The organism is Ruegeria sp. YKSF070, from assembly GCF_059612725.1.
Genome location: NZ_JBXWRD010000013.1, coordinates 45,376 through 59,313, shown reverse-complemented (window position 1 = coordinate 59,313; position 13,938 = coordinate 45,376). Strand labels below are relative to the sequence as shown.

The following is a 13,938-nucleotide window of genomic DNA, read 5'->3' as shown; positions in this document are numbered from 1 at the left end:
GAGTTTGGTTGATGTGTGCGGCTCTTCAAGGGTTTTCTTGACTTTGCCGCTCACATTTCTGGTGACAGGTGGCGCGAATGTTGCATTTGCGGCATCAGAACCGGTCCTTGCGGGCGCGGATTTCCGCGAAGACACGGGCGGGGTCGGCGCCCTGCATGCCCAGATGGCTCTGGATACCGGGATCGGCTGCGCGCAGGAACGGGTTGGTGGACTTTTCCAGCGACAGCAGGCTGGGAACGGTAGCACGCCCCTCGGCCCTCGCTTGATCTATCTCTGAGGCGCGAGTTTTCAAGGCTGCATTGTCGGGATCGACGGTCAGCGCGAAACGGGCGTTCGACTGGGTGTATTCGTGGCCGCTGCACACCAGCGTGTCGTCGGGCAGGGCGGCGAGTTTCGAAAGGCTGGCCCACATCTGGTCCGGCGTGCCCTCGAACAGGCGACCGCATCCCAGCGCCATCAGACTGTCGGCGGTAAAGACTGCCTTGGCTGCGGGCAGGTAAAGGGCGATATGCCCGACAGTATGGCCCGAGACGTCGATGACTTCGACCGTTGCGCCTCCGAACTCGAACCGGTCGCCCTCGGACACGGCCAGGTCCAGCGGAGGCAGGCGATGGGCATCAGCCTCGGCCCCGATCACCGTGGGGTCATAGCGGGTGCGCAGCGCCTCGAGCCCGTCGACATGGTCCCAGTGGTGATGAGTCAGCCAGACCTGATCCAGCGACCAGTCGTGGCGGTTCAGTTCGGCCTGGATGGGCGCTGCTTCGGGGGCGTCGACCAGCGCGGTCTTGCCGCTATCGCTGTCATGTACGAGGAAGGCGTAATTGTCGCTTAGGCATGGGACCGTAACGATTTCAAGGGGCATGGTCTTTTGGCCTTTCGTTGCTAGACTGCCCCAGCCAAACAGATCGGGCGAGCGGCTGCAATGCATCTGGACGTGCAGGACTTGAGGAATTTCTACTACCGCAGCACATTGGGGCGGGCGGCGCAGGCGGCGATCCGTGGCCGACTGCTGGAGATCTGGCCCGAGGCCAAGGGCCAGACGGTAGCGGGCTTCGGCTTTGCGGTGCCGCTGCTCAGGCCTTATCTGGCCGAGGCGCGGCGGGTGATCGGCCTGATGCCCGGCCCGCAAGGGGTGATGCCCTGGCCCGCTGGAATGCCCAATGTCTCGGTCCTGTGCGAAGAGACGCTGTGGCCGATCGAGACCGGTCATGTGGACCGGCTGGTGGTGATGCACGGGCTTGAAACCTCAGAACACCCAACCCAGGTGCTCGATGAATGCTGGCGGGTGCTGGGGCCGGGGGGCAAGGCGATATTCGTGGTACCCAACCGGGCCGGGCTGTGGTCACGTTCGGACAAGACGCCATTCGGCTTTGGCCGCCCCTATACACTTGGCCAGCTGGAGACCCAGCTGCGCAAGCACCAGTTCCTGCCCGAGTTTCATTGCTCGGCCCTGTATCAGCCGCCCTCGTTCAAACGGTTCTGGCTGAAATCGGGCGCTCTGATCGAGCGGACCGGAACTCGCCTGCCCACCATCATGGCGGGTGGGGTGTTCATCGTCGAGGTCTCGAAACGAGTGCATCCGCCGCGCGGAAACCCGGTGCGCGACGCCACGCGCCGCCCGGTCAAGGCGCTGGACGGGTTGTTGAAGCCGGCCTGATCAGGCCCCGGATGCGTCACAGGAATCGCGAAAAGCTGCAAACGGGTAACATTTTTCAACCACTTAAGAGGGTCCAAAGGGTCGCAGTTCAGGTAACGCCTTGAAAACGCAGGATTTGGGTCCAAAGCCGTTATCGCTATACTATATTGCGACACTGGGACTGCTCTGCTACATCCCCCCTGATTTTGATGACCTGCCGCCAGGGCGGGGTATCTTCACGCCCCCGGGGTCGCGCGCCACGCGCGTTCGGGGCCAAAATATCGGAAGGGTGGACGTGTCCGAACCAGCTTCGATTTCCGCAGGCATCGCCGAGCGCTATGCCACCGCGATCTTTGCGATCGCGCAAGACAATAACGACCTCCAGGGGCTGGAAACCGGCATCAACGATCTGACCGCCGCCCTGGGTGAAAGCGCCGATCTGCGCAGCCTGATCGCCTCGCCGCTGGTCTCGCGCGCCGATCAGGAGGCCGCGATCACGGCGGTTGCCAAGAAGATGAAACTGAATCCGGTGCTGGCCAACGCGCTGGGCCTGATGGCGCAGAAACGGCGCCTGTTCGTGCTGCCGCAACTGCTGAACGCGCTGCGCGATGCGCTGGCAGAGGCGCGCGGCGAAGTCACGGCAGAGGTCGCATCGGCCAAGGCGCTGACCAAGACCCAGATCGAAAAGCTGACCAAGACGCTGAGCGAAAAGGTTGGCAAATCGGTTACCATCAATGCGACCGTGGATGAAAGCCTCATCGGCGGTCTTGTCGTCAAAGTTGGCTCGAAGATGATCGACAGCTCGATCCGCTCCAAGCTCAACTCCCTCCAGAATGCAATGAAAGAGGTCGGATAAATGGGTATCCAAGCTGCAGAGATTTCTGCAATCCTGAAGGACCAGATCAAGAATTTTGGTCAGGAAGCAGAAGTGGCCGAAATCGGCCGGGTGCTGAGCGTCGGCGACGGTATCGCCCGCGTTTACGGCCTCGACAATGTTCAGGCCGGTGAAATGGTCGAATTCCCGGGCGGCATCATGGGCATGGCGCTGAACCTGGAAAGCGACAACGTCGGCGTCGTGATCTTCGGCTCCGACCGGGACATCAAGGAAGGCGACACCGTCAAGCGCACCAACTCCATCGTGGACGTGCCGCAGGGCGACGAGCTGCTGGGCCGCGTTGTCGACGGTCTGGGGAACCCGATCGACGGCAAGGGCCCGATCAATGCCAAGCAGCGCGGCGTTGCCGACGTCAAGGCGCCCGGCATCATCCCGCGTAAATCGGTGCACGAGCCGATGGCGACCGGCCTCAAGGCCGTCGACTCGATGATCCCGATCGGCCGCGGCCAGCGCGAGCTGATCATCGGCGACCGTCAGACCGGCAAGACCGCAATCGCGCTCGACACCATCCTGAACCAGAAATCCTATAATGATGCCGCTGGCGACGACGAGAGCAAGAAGCTCTACTGCGTCTACGTGGCTGTTGGCCAGAAGCGCTCGACCGTGGCCCAGCTGGTCAAGAAGCTCGAAGAGAACGGCGCGATGGAATACTCCATCGTCGTGGCAGCCACCGCATCCGACCCCGCGCCGATGCAGTTCCTGGCGCCTTATGCCGCAACTGCGATGGCCGAGTATTTCCGCGACAACGGCCGTCACGCGCTGATCATCTACGATGACCTGTCCAAACAAGCTGTGGCCTATCGTCAGATGTCGCTGCTGCTGCGCCGTCCGCCCGGACGCGAAGCCTATCCGGGCGACGTTTTCTATCTGCACTCGCGGCTGCTGGAGCGTTCGGCAAAGCTGAGCGAGGACTTCGGTGCTGGCTCGCTGACCGCTCTGCCCGTCATCGAAACCCAGGGCGGCGACGTGTCGGCCTTTATCCCGACCAACGTGATCTCGATCACCGACGGCCAGATCTTCCTGGAAACCGAACTGTTCTACCAGGGCATCCGCCCCGCTGTGAACACCGGTCTGTCGGTGTCGCGCGTGGGTTCTTCGGCCCAGACCAACGCGATGAAAACCGTTGCTGGTCCGGTGAAACTGTCGCTGGCCCAGTATCGCGAGATGGCGGCCTTTGCCCAGTTCGGTTCTGACCTGGACGCCGCAACCCAGCAGCTGCTGAACCGTGGCGCGCGCCTGACCGAGCTGATGAAACAGCCGCAGTATTCGCCGCTGACCAACGCGGAAATCGTCTGCGTCATCTTTGCTGGCACCAAAGGCTATCTCGACAAGATCGCCCTTAAGGACGTTGGCCGGTGGGAAGCGGGCCTGATCGCGCATATGCGCGGCAAGCGGGCCGATGTTCTTGAGTGGATCACCAAGGACGATCCCAAGATCAAGGGCGACGCCGAGGACAAACTCAAGGCAGCGATCGACGAATACGCCGCCACGTTCGCATAAGGAGAGAGTTGGGACATGCCTTCTCTCAAGGACCTTAAAAACAGGATCGAGTCGGTCAAATCGACCCGCAAGATCACCAAAGCCATGCAAATGGTCGCGGCGGCAAAGCTCCGCCGCGCCCAGGAATCCGCTGAAGCGGCCCGCCCCTATGCCGAACGGTTCAATGCCGTGATGGCGGGGCTGGCGGCCTCGGTCGGCGGCAGCGACAGTGCGCCCCTTCTGCTCCGTGGTACGGGCAGCGATCAGGTGCATCTGCTGGTCGTCATGACGGCCGAACGCGGTCTGTGCGGTGGGTTCAATTCGAACATCGCCAAGTTGGCCCGCGCTCGGGCACACGAGCTGCTGGCCAAGGGCAAGACGGTCAAGATCCTGACCGTCGGCAAGAAGGGCCGCGATTCGATCAAACGTGACTTTGCCGCCAACATGGTGGGTCACGTTGACCTGAGCGGTGTCAAATCCCTTGGCTACGCCAATGCACAGGATATCGCACGCGACGTTCTTGCGCGGTTCGATGACGGTGAATTCGACGTTGCCACGATCTTCTACGCGAAGTTCGAGAACGTCGTGACCCAGGTGCCGACCGCGCAGCAGATCATCCCGGCGGCCTTCGAAACCGAAGGCGAGGGCGACGAAGTTGCGCTGTTTGACTACGAGCCCAGCGAAGAGGCGATCCTTGCCGACCTGCTGCCGCGTGGCGTGGCGACGCAGATCTTCTCGGCTCTGCTCGAAAACGGGGCCTCGGAACAGGGTGCCCGGATGTCGGCGATGGACAACGCGACCCGCAACGCGGGCGAGATGATCGACAAGCTGACCATCGAATTCAACCGCTCGCGTCAGGCCGTCATCACCAACGAGCTGATCGAAATCATTTCCGGCGCCGAGGCGCTGTAAGAAAATCCGGAGACGAAACATGGCGAATGCAAAAGGCAAAGTCACGCAGATCATCGGGGCCGTCGTCGACGTCCAGTTCGATGACGCACTGCCTGAAATTCTGAACGCGCTGGAAACCGAGAACAACGGCAAGCGCCTCGTTCTCGAAGTGGCTCAGCACTTGGGCGAGAACACCGTCCGCACCATCGCGATGGACGCGACCGAAGGTCTGGTCCGTGGCGCGGTGGTGTCCGACACCGGCGGCCCGATCTCGGTGCCGGTTGGCAATGCCACCCTGGGCCGCATCCTGAACGTGATCGGCGAGCCGGTGGACGAAAAGGGCCCGGTCAACGCGACCGAGACCCGTGCCATCCACCAGCCTGCACCCGAGTTCGAAGAACAGTCGACCGCGACCGACATCCTGGTCACCGGCATCAAGGTCATCGACCTGCTTGCCCCTTACTCCAAGGGCGGCAAGATCGGCCTGTTCGGCGGCGCCGGCGTGGGCAAGACCGTTCTCATCATGGAACTGATCAACAACATCGCAAAAGTGCACTCGGGTTTCTCGGTGTTCGCGGGTGTGGGTGAACGGACCCGTGAGGGCAACGACCTCTACCACGAGATGATCGAATCCAACGTTATCAAACCGGATAACCTGGAAGAGTCGCAGGTGGCCTTGGTTTACGGCCAGATGAACGAGCCTCCGGGAGCCCGTGCCCGCGTCGCCCTGACCGGCCTGACCCTGGCCGAGCAATTCCGCGACCAGTCCGGTACCGACGTTCTGTTCTTCGTGGACAACATCTTCCGCTTTACCCAGGCCGGTTCCGAAGTGTCCGCTCTGCTCGGCCGTATCCCCTCGGCCGTGGGTTACCAGCCGACGCTGGCCACCGACATGGGCGCGATGCAGGAACGCATTACCTCGACCAAGGCAGGCTCGATCACCTCGATCCAGGCCGTCTACGTTCCCGCGGACGACCTTACCGACCCCGCGCCGGCAACCACCTTTGCGCACCTCGACGCGACCACCGTTCTGTCGCGTGCGATCTCGGAACTGGGTATCTATCCGGCGGTGGACCCGCTCGACTCGTCGTCGCGGATCCTCGACCCGCAGGTTGTCGGTGAAGAGCACTATCAGGTTGCCCGTGACGTTCAGGGTATCCTCCAGCGCTACAAGTCGCTTCAGGACATCATCGCCATCCTCGGCATGGATGAACTGAGCGAAGAGGACAAGCTGACCGTGGCCCGCGCCCGGAAAATCCAGCGTTTCCTCAGCCAGCCCTTCGACGTGGCGAAAGTGTTCACCGGCTCGGACGGTGTGCAGGTTCCGCTGGAAGACACCATCTCGTCGTTCAAGGCGGTTGTGGCCGGTGAGTACGACCACCTGCCCGAAGGCGCCTTCTACATGGTTGGCGGCATCGATGAAGTGATCGCCAAAGCCGAGCGGATGGCCGCAGAAGCCGCCTAAGGAGTATCCCTGATGGCAAACACGATGCAATTCGACCTCGTCAGCCCGGAGCGCCGCCTCGCGTCGCTTCAGGTCAGCGCGGTCCAGATTCCCGGCGCGGACGGGGACATGACGGCGATGCCCGATCATGCCCCCACCATCACCACGCTGCGCCCCGGGGTGCTCAAGGTCGAAGGACCCGAAGGCACCAGCGAATACCTGGTCACGGGCGGCTTTGCCCAGATCGGCGCCGACACGCTGTCGGTGCTGGCCGAGAAAGCCATTCCGGTAACCGAGGTGACGCGTGCGCATCTGGACGAACTGATCGCCGAGGCGCGCAGCTCGCACGAGGCTGCCAAAGGGCAAGAGCATACCAGCGTCGTTGACGACGCAGCCAAGCTCTTGGCCGATATGGAGGCCCTGGGCACACATATGGGGCTTTGAGCCTCTGTCGCGCATGGGAGATGAACATGGGCCAGCCGGGCAACGGGCTGGCCCTTTTTGCGTCAAGCTTTGGCCCGATTGACCGGGTAAGACGCAGGTAACAGACAAGGACTGCCCGGATTTAGAGCCAATGAAGCTTCTTTCTTCCCATTCCGTCGCCATTCAGCAGGGCGACGAGACGATGTTCTCTGATTTCGAGAATGGCGGTGACATGTGGACCGGCTCGGGCACCCGCGAAAGGCGCAAACCCATCGGTTTCGAGCAGCCCTTTCGGTCTGCACCGGTAGTGATGGTTTCAATCTCGCTGTGGGATGTGGATACCGGTGCGGCTGTGCGGGCCGAGGTCAAGGCGGAGAATGTCTCGCCCGAAGGTTTTGATCTGGTATTCCGAACCTGGGCCGATACCCGCGTCGCTCGTCTGCGGCTGGGATGGACTGCGATCGGCGAGGTCCAGAACGAAGACGACTGGGAGGTGATCTGACCAGCTGCGGTGACCCCAGAAAATTCGTCGAATTTTCTGGGGCGCCGACCGGATTCCGGTTCGTTTGAACCGGAATCCGGTCTCAGTCCATGTGATAGAGCGACTCGTAGATCGGGCGCAAAGTCTTGTCTTCGAACAGCGATGAAACCGAGGTGCCGTTCCAGATATTCAGGATTGCCTGGGTAAAGATCGGCGCGGTCGGGACCACGCGGATATTCGGCGCCGCCAGAATTTCGGCCGTTGGCTGGATCGAGTCCGTGATTACCAGCGATTTCATCACCGAGTTGCTGACCCGCTCGACCGCTGGACCGCTCATCACCCCGTGCGAGATATAGGAATGAACCTCGCGCGCGCCATTGTCGAGCAGCACCTGAGCTGCTTTGCAAAGGGTTCCGGCCGTGTCGCAGATGTCGTCGACGATCAGGCAGATCTTGTCGGTCACATCACCGATCACCGTCATCTCGGCCACTTCACCAGGTTTCTCGCGGCGTTTGTCGACGATCGAGAGCGGTGCATTGATCCGTTTGGCGAGTTCACGCGCGCGGGCCACGCCGCCCACATCCGGAGACACCACCATCAGATCGGCCATCCGCTCTTTGAACTGAGTGCGCACATCCAGCGCAAAGATCGGCGAGGCATAAAGGTTGTCGACCGGAATGTCGAAGAAGCCCTGAATCTGGGCCGCGTGCAGGTCCATGGTCAGGATCCGTTCGATCCCGGCGCCGGTCAACATGTTGGCGACCAGCTTGGCGCTGATCGGGGTGCGCGCCTTGGTGCGGCGATCCTGCCGGGCATAGCCGAAATAGGGTATGACCGCGGTGATCCGGCTGGCCGACGACCGGCGCAGCGCATCGGCGATGATCAGCAACTCCATCAGATTGTCATTCGCCGGGTTCGAGGTGGGCTGGATGATGAACATGTCCTCGCCGCGGACATTTTCGAACACTTCGACGAAAATCTCGCCGTCGTTAAACCGCTCTACCCGAGCATTGACCAGCCCCTGGTCGACCCCGCGATAGAGGCTCATACGGCGGGCGATGGAGCGGGCAAGCGGAAGGTTGGCGTTCCCAGCGATCAGCTTGGGCTCGGTGAGTGACGGCATGACGATTATCCCCAGGCAGCACTGTCTGTTGTGACAGATTCGTGATGTTGACACCGCTTAGCATGGGCGTACGGTCCCGCAAAGCGCAGGCAGCGGAGAAAACGAATATGGCTGATATCGACTACTTTTTTGCGACACTTTCCCCTTTCTCCTATCTCGCGGGGCAGCGTCTGGAGGAGATCGCTGCCCGCCATGAGGTGAAAATCGCCTACAAGCCGATAGACATCATGGCGCTGTTTGCCCGTACCGGTGGCGTGCCGCCCAAGGATCGCCACCCGTCGCGTATCGAATATCGCGCGCAAGAGTTGCAGCGCCAGACGCGAAAGACAGGATTGCCCCTGAACATGAAGCCGGCTTTCTGGCCGACCAATGCCGCACCGTCCTCCTATGCGATCATCGCGGCTGGGCAAGCAGGCGGTGGCGATCAGGGTGCGCTCTGCCATGGCATCCTGCGCGCCTGCTGGGCAGAGGATCGCGATATCGCTCAGGATGAAGTGATCCGCGACTGCCTGTCCAGCGCCGGGTTCGACCCGGGATTGGCCGATAGCGGCCTGCTGGCCGGGTCCGAAACCTATGCCGCCAATCTCGAAGAGGCGGTCGAGCGCGGTGTCTTTGGCGCACCTTTCTACATCACCGCTGACGGACAGCGGTTCTGGGGCCAGGATAGGCTCGACGATCTCGACGCCCATCTGGCGGAGATGAAGGGGTGAGGGTGGCGCAGACCCTGCCGCAAGTCGCCCATGTCAGCCATTTCGGCCATGGTCCACGCCCGGTGCTGGCTCTGCATTGCACCATCGCCCATTCCGGCGCCTGGAAGGGGCTGACCCGGATTCTGGGGGAAGAGGCACGCTTTACCGCCCCCGACATGCTCAGCCACGGGCGCAGCCCGGACTGGGACGGGCAGGGTTGTTTTCAGGACCGTATACTGGGCATCGCCGAGACCTGCCTGACCGAGGCACCGATGGATGTGATCGGCCATTCCTTCGGCGCCACGGTGGCGCTGCGCCTGGCGGTGGAACACCCCGAACGGGTGCGCAGCCTGACCCTGATTGAACCGGTCTTTTTTGCTGTGGCCCGCCAGGACGCGCCCGAGTTGATCGACAGCCACGCGAGCGACGCACAGCCCTATCTCGATGCGCTATTGGCCGGAGACCGTGCGCTTGCCGCGCGGCTTTTCAACCGGATGTGGAGCACCGCCTCAAGCCCGCGCTGGCCCGATCTGCCCGAAGCGACCCGCGCTGCCATGATCCGGGGCATCCATGTGGTGCCGACGATGGATGCGGCGCTGTTCGACGACACCGCCGAGCTTCTGGCGCCAGGGAGGCTCGATCGTGCGGCGATGCCGGTGCTGCTGTTGCGGGGCGCATTGACCCACCCCGTGATGGAGGCAATTTCGAAGGGCCTCGAACGTCGCCTGCCCAATGCAACGGAAAAGGTTATCTCGGGTGCGGGCCATATGCTGCCCATCAGCCACCCGGCAGAGACGGCGACCCATATCCGCGCGCTCTGGTCGCGGGCAGGCTGAGCACGCCTCTTCATTTCGCCAAAAATACTCCGGGGGAGGTGACAAAATTCTACGAATTTTGCACCGGGGGCAGCGCCCCCTGCACCCCTTCAGAGCAAGGAAAGGAACTGGTCTATCTGATCCGTACCGATAGACCAGTCGCAAACCATGCGACAGGCCAGCATCTCGTTCTCGTCCGCGCCCTCCAGCTCCGCGCCCCACAGGTGATAGGACGCGCCCGCACCCATCAGTCGTCGGTGGGTCGCGCGGGGAAAGCTGGCAAAGACGATGTTGGCCTGCGGCTCGTGCAGGAAGCTGGCGCCCGCCGCCCGCAGCCCGCCGACCAGGCGGGCGCAATTGTCATTGGCCCGCCGCGCCGAGCGCAGCCAGAGATCGTCGGTCAGATAGGCATCCATCTGTGCCGACAGATAGCGGTGTTTGGAAAAGAGATGCGCGCCGCGCTTGCGGCGCAGCTCGAATTCCCAGGCATGTTTCGGGTCGAAGAAGATCACCGCCTCGACCCCCATGCAGCCGTTCTTGGTGCCGCCAAAGCTGACCGCGTCAACGCCGGCCTTCCAGGTCATCTCGGCGGGTGAGGCGTTGAGGGCGACCAGCGCATTGGCAAAGCGTGCGCCATCCAGGTGCACCGGCAGGCCGTACTCCTTGGCCACAGCGCAAAGCGCCTGCAATTCGGCAATGGAATAGACGCCACCGCGTTCGGTCACCTGGGTGATCGAGACCGGGCCGCGCTGCGGCCCGTGCACGCCACGGGTCTCCTCGCCGGTAATAGAGGCGCGCAGCGCCTCGGGTGTCATCCGGTCGCCGCCGGACACAAGCGTCAGTTTGGCGCCGCCCGAATAGAACTCGGGCGCGTTGCACTCGTCCTCGTGGATATGGGCGACGGGCGAGCAGAAGATCGTCTGCCACGGTTGAGACAGGGTTGCGAGTGCCAGAGAGTTGGCCGCCGTTCCGGTTGCCACCAGATAAACCGCCGCGTCAGGCGCCTCGAAAATTCGACGAATTTTCTCCTGCACCGCCTGCATCTGCGGGTCTGCCCCATAGGCCATGGCATAGCCCTGGTTGGCCTCGGTCAGGGCCGCAAGGATCTCGGTATGGACGGGACCGGAATTGTCAGAGGCAAAGAACATCAGATCGGCTCCTCGATGATATGGTCTTCCCAGTCTTCTTCGGGGGTTTCAAACTCGGATACGGTGATGCCGCGCACCGATACGCCCGCGCGATGCACGCTTTCGGGGTCGCCCGAGATCAGCGGGTGCCAGTCGTAAAGCGGCTTGCCCTCCCAAAGCAATCGATAGGCGCAGGTGCGGGGCATCCAATAGGCGTGGCTGTCCAGGTTGTCGGGGGTCAGCACGATGCAATCGGGCACGAACTGGTGCCGGATCGGGTATTGCGTGCAATGACAGCTCTCGTCATCCAGCAGTCGGCAAGCGACCCGGGTTAGTTCGACCTCGCCGGTATCCTCGTCCTCGAGCTTATTGAGGCAGCATTTGCCGCAACCGTCGCACAGCGCCTCCCATTCGGTCTTGTTCAGCCGCGCCAACGGCTTGCGCTCCCAGAACCGCGGGCGCAGCCCGTAGCGCTCGATCGGATCCTTCATGGCGCCGCCAGGATGTCGCGGGCGCGGGCGCAATCGGCGTCCATCTGCGCGATAAGGGCGTCCAGCCCGTCAAAGGTCATTTCGGGGCGCAGATACTCGACCAGCCCGACGCTCAGCGTTGCGCCATAGAGATCGCCGGAGAAGTCGAACAGAAAGGTTTCGATATTGGGTTGCTCGCCGTTGAACATCGGCCGTACCCCGACCGAAGCAGCACCGCGATAGCTGCCCTTGTGCGGTCCGTCCAGAACATCGACTAGCACCGCATAGACGCCAAACCGGGGCGGGTGCAGCCCGTCGATGGACATGTTGGCGGTGGGAAAGCCCAATTCGCGCCCGCGCTGCTCGCCACCGATCACTTCGCCCTCGATCCGGTGCCAATGGCCCAGCATCGCGGCGGCGTCGCGCGGGCGGCCGTCGCTCAGCGCGGTGCGGATCGCGGTCGACGAGATCACGCGCTCGGTCTGTTCCAGAAGCGGCGCAACGGTGACGCCGAACCCCATTTCCTGACCAAACCGGACCATGTCGGCGGCATTGCCGCTGCGGCCCTTGCCGAAACAGAAATCGGCACCGATCACGACATGAGCCAGGCCCAGCCCGTCGCAGATGACGCTGCGCGCGAATTCTTCGGGTGTCAGCCCGGCCAGCGCGGCGTTGAAAGGCAACTCATACAACCGTTCTACACCCAGTTTTTGCAGCCGATGCGCGCGTGCCGGGCCACGCATCAGGCGAAAGGGCGGACTGTCGGGGGCGAAATACTCGCGCGGATGTGGCTCGAAGGTCATCACGCCAAGCGGTACGTCGGGCGCGGCCTGCCGCGCCAGCTCGATCACCGAGCGATGCCCGATATGCACACCATCGAAATTGCCGATGGCGACACTGGCGCCCCGGTCGGCAGGTTCGACGAATTTGTAATCCCGAATGATCCGCATGGCAGCAGGCCTAGCGTCCCGCGACGGCGGGATCAAGCGCTGCTTGCCGGAACCGGTTCGGCAACGCATACTCCGGGACCGGCGGGGGTGTTTTCGACCCTCCCGACAGGAGTTACAATCGGATGCAAACTCTGTTCCAACTGCCGGTTCCGGTTGCGGCGTTCGTGTTCGTTGCAGCAACTCTGGTGCTGGCATTGTCGGCCTATGGGCTGACCCGGGCGATACTGTGCCGCTCGGGTGAGGCAAAGTCCGACCTGGCCGGCCCGATCTTTACCCGTGTCGGGGCGTTGCATGCACTGATCCTGGCGCTGGTTTTCGCACAGGAACTGATCAATGTGCGCGACATCAGCACCGCCAGCGCGCGCGAGGCGGTTCTGGTGGGGGACGCGTTCTATGATCTCAAGCGCTATGATCCGGAGGAAACGCTGCCTATCCGCAAGGACCTGGCGGTTTATGTGCGTCTTGTCCTTGAGCAGGAATGGGATAGCCTTGCAGAGGCGGATATCCTCTCTCCCGAGGCCTGGGCGGCCTGGGAAACGGCTTATGTTGGGGCCCTGGAACTGGAACCCGCGACGGATCGGCAGAACGTGCTGAAGGGAGTTGTCATCGACCACCTGCGCGAGGTGTCCGGTTTGCGGCGATTGCGCGAGAATGCGGCGATCGCCAATGTGCAGGACCTGTTCATGATGGCCGCGGTTGCCGGGCTGGTCCTGACATCTGCGGGCCTGTTCACCCATGCGCCAAACACAAACAACATCTTTCTGTTGTCGATCTTCGCGGCCTATACCGGCTTGATCGTGTTCTTTGTGGTCGCCTTTGCCAATCCCTATCACGCGCCGGGCATGGTGATGCCGACGGGGTTTGAAAATCTGTTCATGGGAGAGCTGGCCGAGCTTGGCCGATGACGTGGCCGAGACGAACAAGGGAACACCGCAGCACCAGAGGTGCTGCGGTTGCATTCGACAGCAGTCGGGTTCAGTCGAACTTGCGTGAGGGGGCCAGCACCATCGCTTCGCCCACCAGCACCTTTTTGCCATCGACGGCGCAATGGCAGTCCAGCTTGACCCGGCGCTTGGCAAAGTCGATGTCGATCACCTTGACCTCGGCATAGACCGTGTCGCCGGGGCGCACCGGCGCCAGGAATTTCAGCGACTGGCCCATGTAGACCGTGCCATGTCCCGGCAACTGCTCGCCGATCACCGCCGAGATCAGCCCGGCGGTCAGCATGCCATGGGCGATGCGTCCCTCAAAGATGGTGTCGCGGGCGTATTCGTCGTCCAGATGCACTGGATTGCGGTCGGTCGAGACCTGGGCGAACATCTCGATATCCTCGTCGGTGACCTGCTTGCGCAGGTACCGGGTCATGCCCATCTCGATATCTTCGATACAGATCGTTCCGCGCGGCAGGTTGTCCAACATGTCACCCTCTCTATCCTGGTGGCGGAGCAACTTTGAACAAGTCTCCACCTGAGTTTGGCAACTTTATTACTTTGCAGGTGCAGAAAATCAAGTCCT

General features: G+C 62.4%; 16 protein-coding genes. 10 read left to right on the top strand and 6 right to left on the bottom strand.

Translation table 11 applies throughout. The features are described from left to right. Positions 1-94: 94 nt before the first annotated feature. Entirely contained in the window at positions 95-862 is a 768-nt protein-coding gene (gene gloB, locus AC2FL1_RS09510) for a hydroxyacylglutathione hydrolase (RefSeq protein ID WP_496876742.1), read from the bottom strand. Positions 863-922: 60 nt separating this feature from the next. On the opposite strand from gloB, the gene AC2FL1_RS09505 reads away from it, so the two are divergent. From AC2FL1_RS09505 to AC2FL1_RS09475, 7 genes are all read left to right on the top strand, one after another. Beyond that, the gene (locus tag AC2FL1_RS09505) at positions 923-1,657 is read left to right on the top strand and encodes a class I SAM-dependent methyltransferase (RefSeq protein ID WP_496825672.1); all 735 of its coding nucleotides are present in this window, start codon (positions 923-925) and stop codon (positions 1,655-1,657) included. A 274-nt stretch (positions 1,658-1,931) separates the two neighbouring features. Beyond that, a complete protein-coding gene (locus tag AC2FL1_RS09500; RefSeq protein ID WP_496825670.1) occupies positions 1,932-2,492 on the top strand; it encodes a F0F1 ATP synthase subunit delta in 561 nt (186 codons plus the stop codon). Beyond that, positions 2,493-4,031, top strand: coding sequence for a F0F1 ATP synthase subunit alpha (atpA, locus tag AC2FL1_RS09495; protein ID WP_496876741.1), 1,539 nt, complete (start codon positions 2,493-2,495; stop codon positions 4,029-4,031). Positions 4,032-4,046: 15 nt separating this feature from the next. Continuing rightward, positions 4,047-4,922 (top strand): F0F1 ATP synthase subunit gamma, encoded by an 876-nt coding sequence (locus tag AC2FL1_RS09490; protein ID WP_496825666.1) that lies wholly within the window; start codon positions 4,047-4,049, stop codon positions 4,920-4,922. 19 nt (positions 4,923-4,941) lie between these two features. Further along, a complete protein-coding gene (atpD, locus tag AC2FL1_RS09485; protein ID WP_496825664.1) occupies positions 4,942-6,366 on the top strand; it encodes a F0F1 ATP synthase subunit beta in 1,425 nt (474 codons plus the stop codon). 12 nt (positions 6,367-6,378) lie between these two features. Next, positions 6,379-6,789 carry a F0F1 ATP synthase subunit epsilon gene (locus AC2FL1_RS09480; protein ID WP_234142965.1) on the top strand — a complete coding sequence of 137 codons (411 nt, stop codon included), beginning with the start codon at positions 6,379-6,381 and terminating at the stop codon, positions 6,787-6,789. A gap of 130 nt (positions 6,790-6,919) precedes the next feature. After that, positions 6,920-7,270, top strand: a complete 351-nt coding sequence (locus tag AC2FL1_RS09475) for an H-type lectin domain-containing protein (RefSeq protein ID WP_496825662.1) — start codon at positions 6,920-6,922, stop codon at positions 7,268-7,270. Between the two features lie 82 nt (positions 7,271-7,352). On the opposite strand, the gene AC2FL1_RS09470 is transcribed toward AC2FL1_RS09475, so the two are convergent. Beyond that, positions 7,353-8,372: a ribose-phosphate pyrophosphokinase gene (locus tag AC2FL1_RS09470; protein ID WP_496825660.1), complete on the bottom strand. Its 1,020-nt coding sequence runs from the start codon at positions 8,370-8,372 to the stop codon at positions 7,353-7,355. Positions 8,373-8,479: 107 nt separating this feature from the next. Here AC2FL1_RS09470 and AC2FL1_RS09465 point away from each other — a divergent pair, with 107 nt between their 5' ends. Then, positions 8,480-9,082, top strand: a complete 603-nt coding sequence (locus AC2FL1_RS09465; RefSeq protein WP_496876740.1) for a 2-hydroxychromene-2-carboxylate isomerase — start codon at positions 8,480-8,482, stop codon at positions 9,080-9,082. Positions 9,083-9,084: 2 nt separating this feature from the next. Then, positions 9,085-9,897: an alpha/beta fold hydrolase gene (locus tag AC2FL1_RS09460; protein ID WP_496876739.1), complete on the top strand. Its 813-nt coding sequence runs from the start codon at positions 9,085-9,087 to the stop codon at positions 9,895-9,897. Positions 9,898-9,986: 89 nt separating this feature from the next. On the opposite strand, the gene AC2FL1_RS09455 is transcribed toward AC2FL1_RS09460, so the two are convergent. The 3 genes from AC2FL1_RS09455 to AC2FL1_RS09445 are packed head-to-tail and all read right to left on the bottom strand — an operon-like array spanning position 9,987 to position 12,423. Then, a complete protein-coding gene (locus AC2FL1_RS09455) occupies positions 9,987-11,024 on the bottom strand; it encodes a threonine aldolase family protein (RefSeq protein WP_496876738.1) in 1,038 nt (345 codons plus the stop codon). Beyond that, positions 11,024-11,494 carry a YcgN family cysteine cluster protein gene (locus AC2FL1_RS09450; RefSeq protein ID WP_496876737.1) on the bottom strand — a complete coding sequence of 157 codons (471 nt, stop codon included), beginning with the start codon at positions 11,492-11,494 and terminating at the stop codon, positions 11,024-11,026. Before AC2FL1_RS09450 ends, AC2FL1_RS09455 begins: the two co-directional genes overlap by 1 nt. After that, a complete protein-coding gene (locus tag AC2FL1_RS09445) occupies positions 11,491-12,423 on the bottom strand; it encodes a bifunctional riboflavin kinase/FAD synthetase (protein ID WP_496825650.1) in 933 nt (310 codons plus the stop codon). Before AC2FL1_RS09445 ends, AC2FL1_RS09450 begins: the two co-directional genes overlap by 4 nt. A gap of 122 nt (positions 12,424-12,545) precedes the next feature. On the opposite strand from AC2FL1_RS09445, the gene AC2FL1_RS09440 reads away from it, so the two are divergent. Then, positions 12,546-13,328 (top strand): bestrophin-like domain, encoded by a 783-nt coding sequence (locus tag AC2FL1_RS09440; RefSeq protein ID WP_496825648.1) that lies wholly within the window; start codon positions 12,546-12,548, stop codon positions 13,326-13,328. A gap of 70 nt (positions 13,329-13,398) precedes the next feature. Here the strand turns inward: AC2FL1_RS09440 and AC2FL1_RS09435 are convergent, their stop codons facing one another. Beyond that, a complete protein-coding gene (locus AC2FL1_RS09435; protein WP_044028673.1) occupies positions 13,399-13,842 on the bottom strand; it encodes a MaoC family dehydratase in 444 nt (147 codons plus the stop codon). Positions 13,843-13,938: the final 96 nt, after the last annotated feature.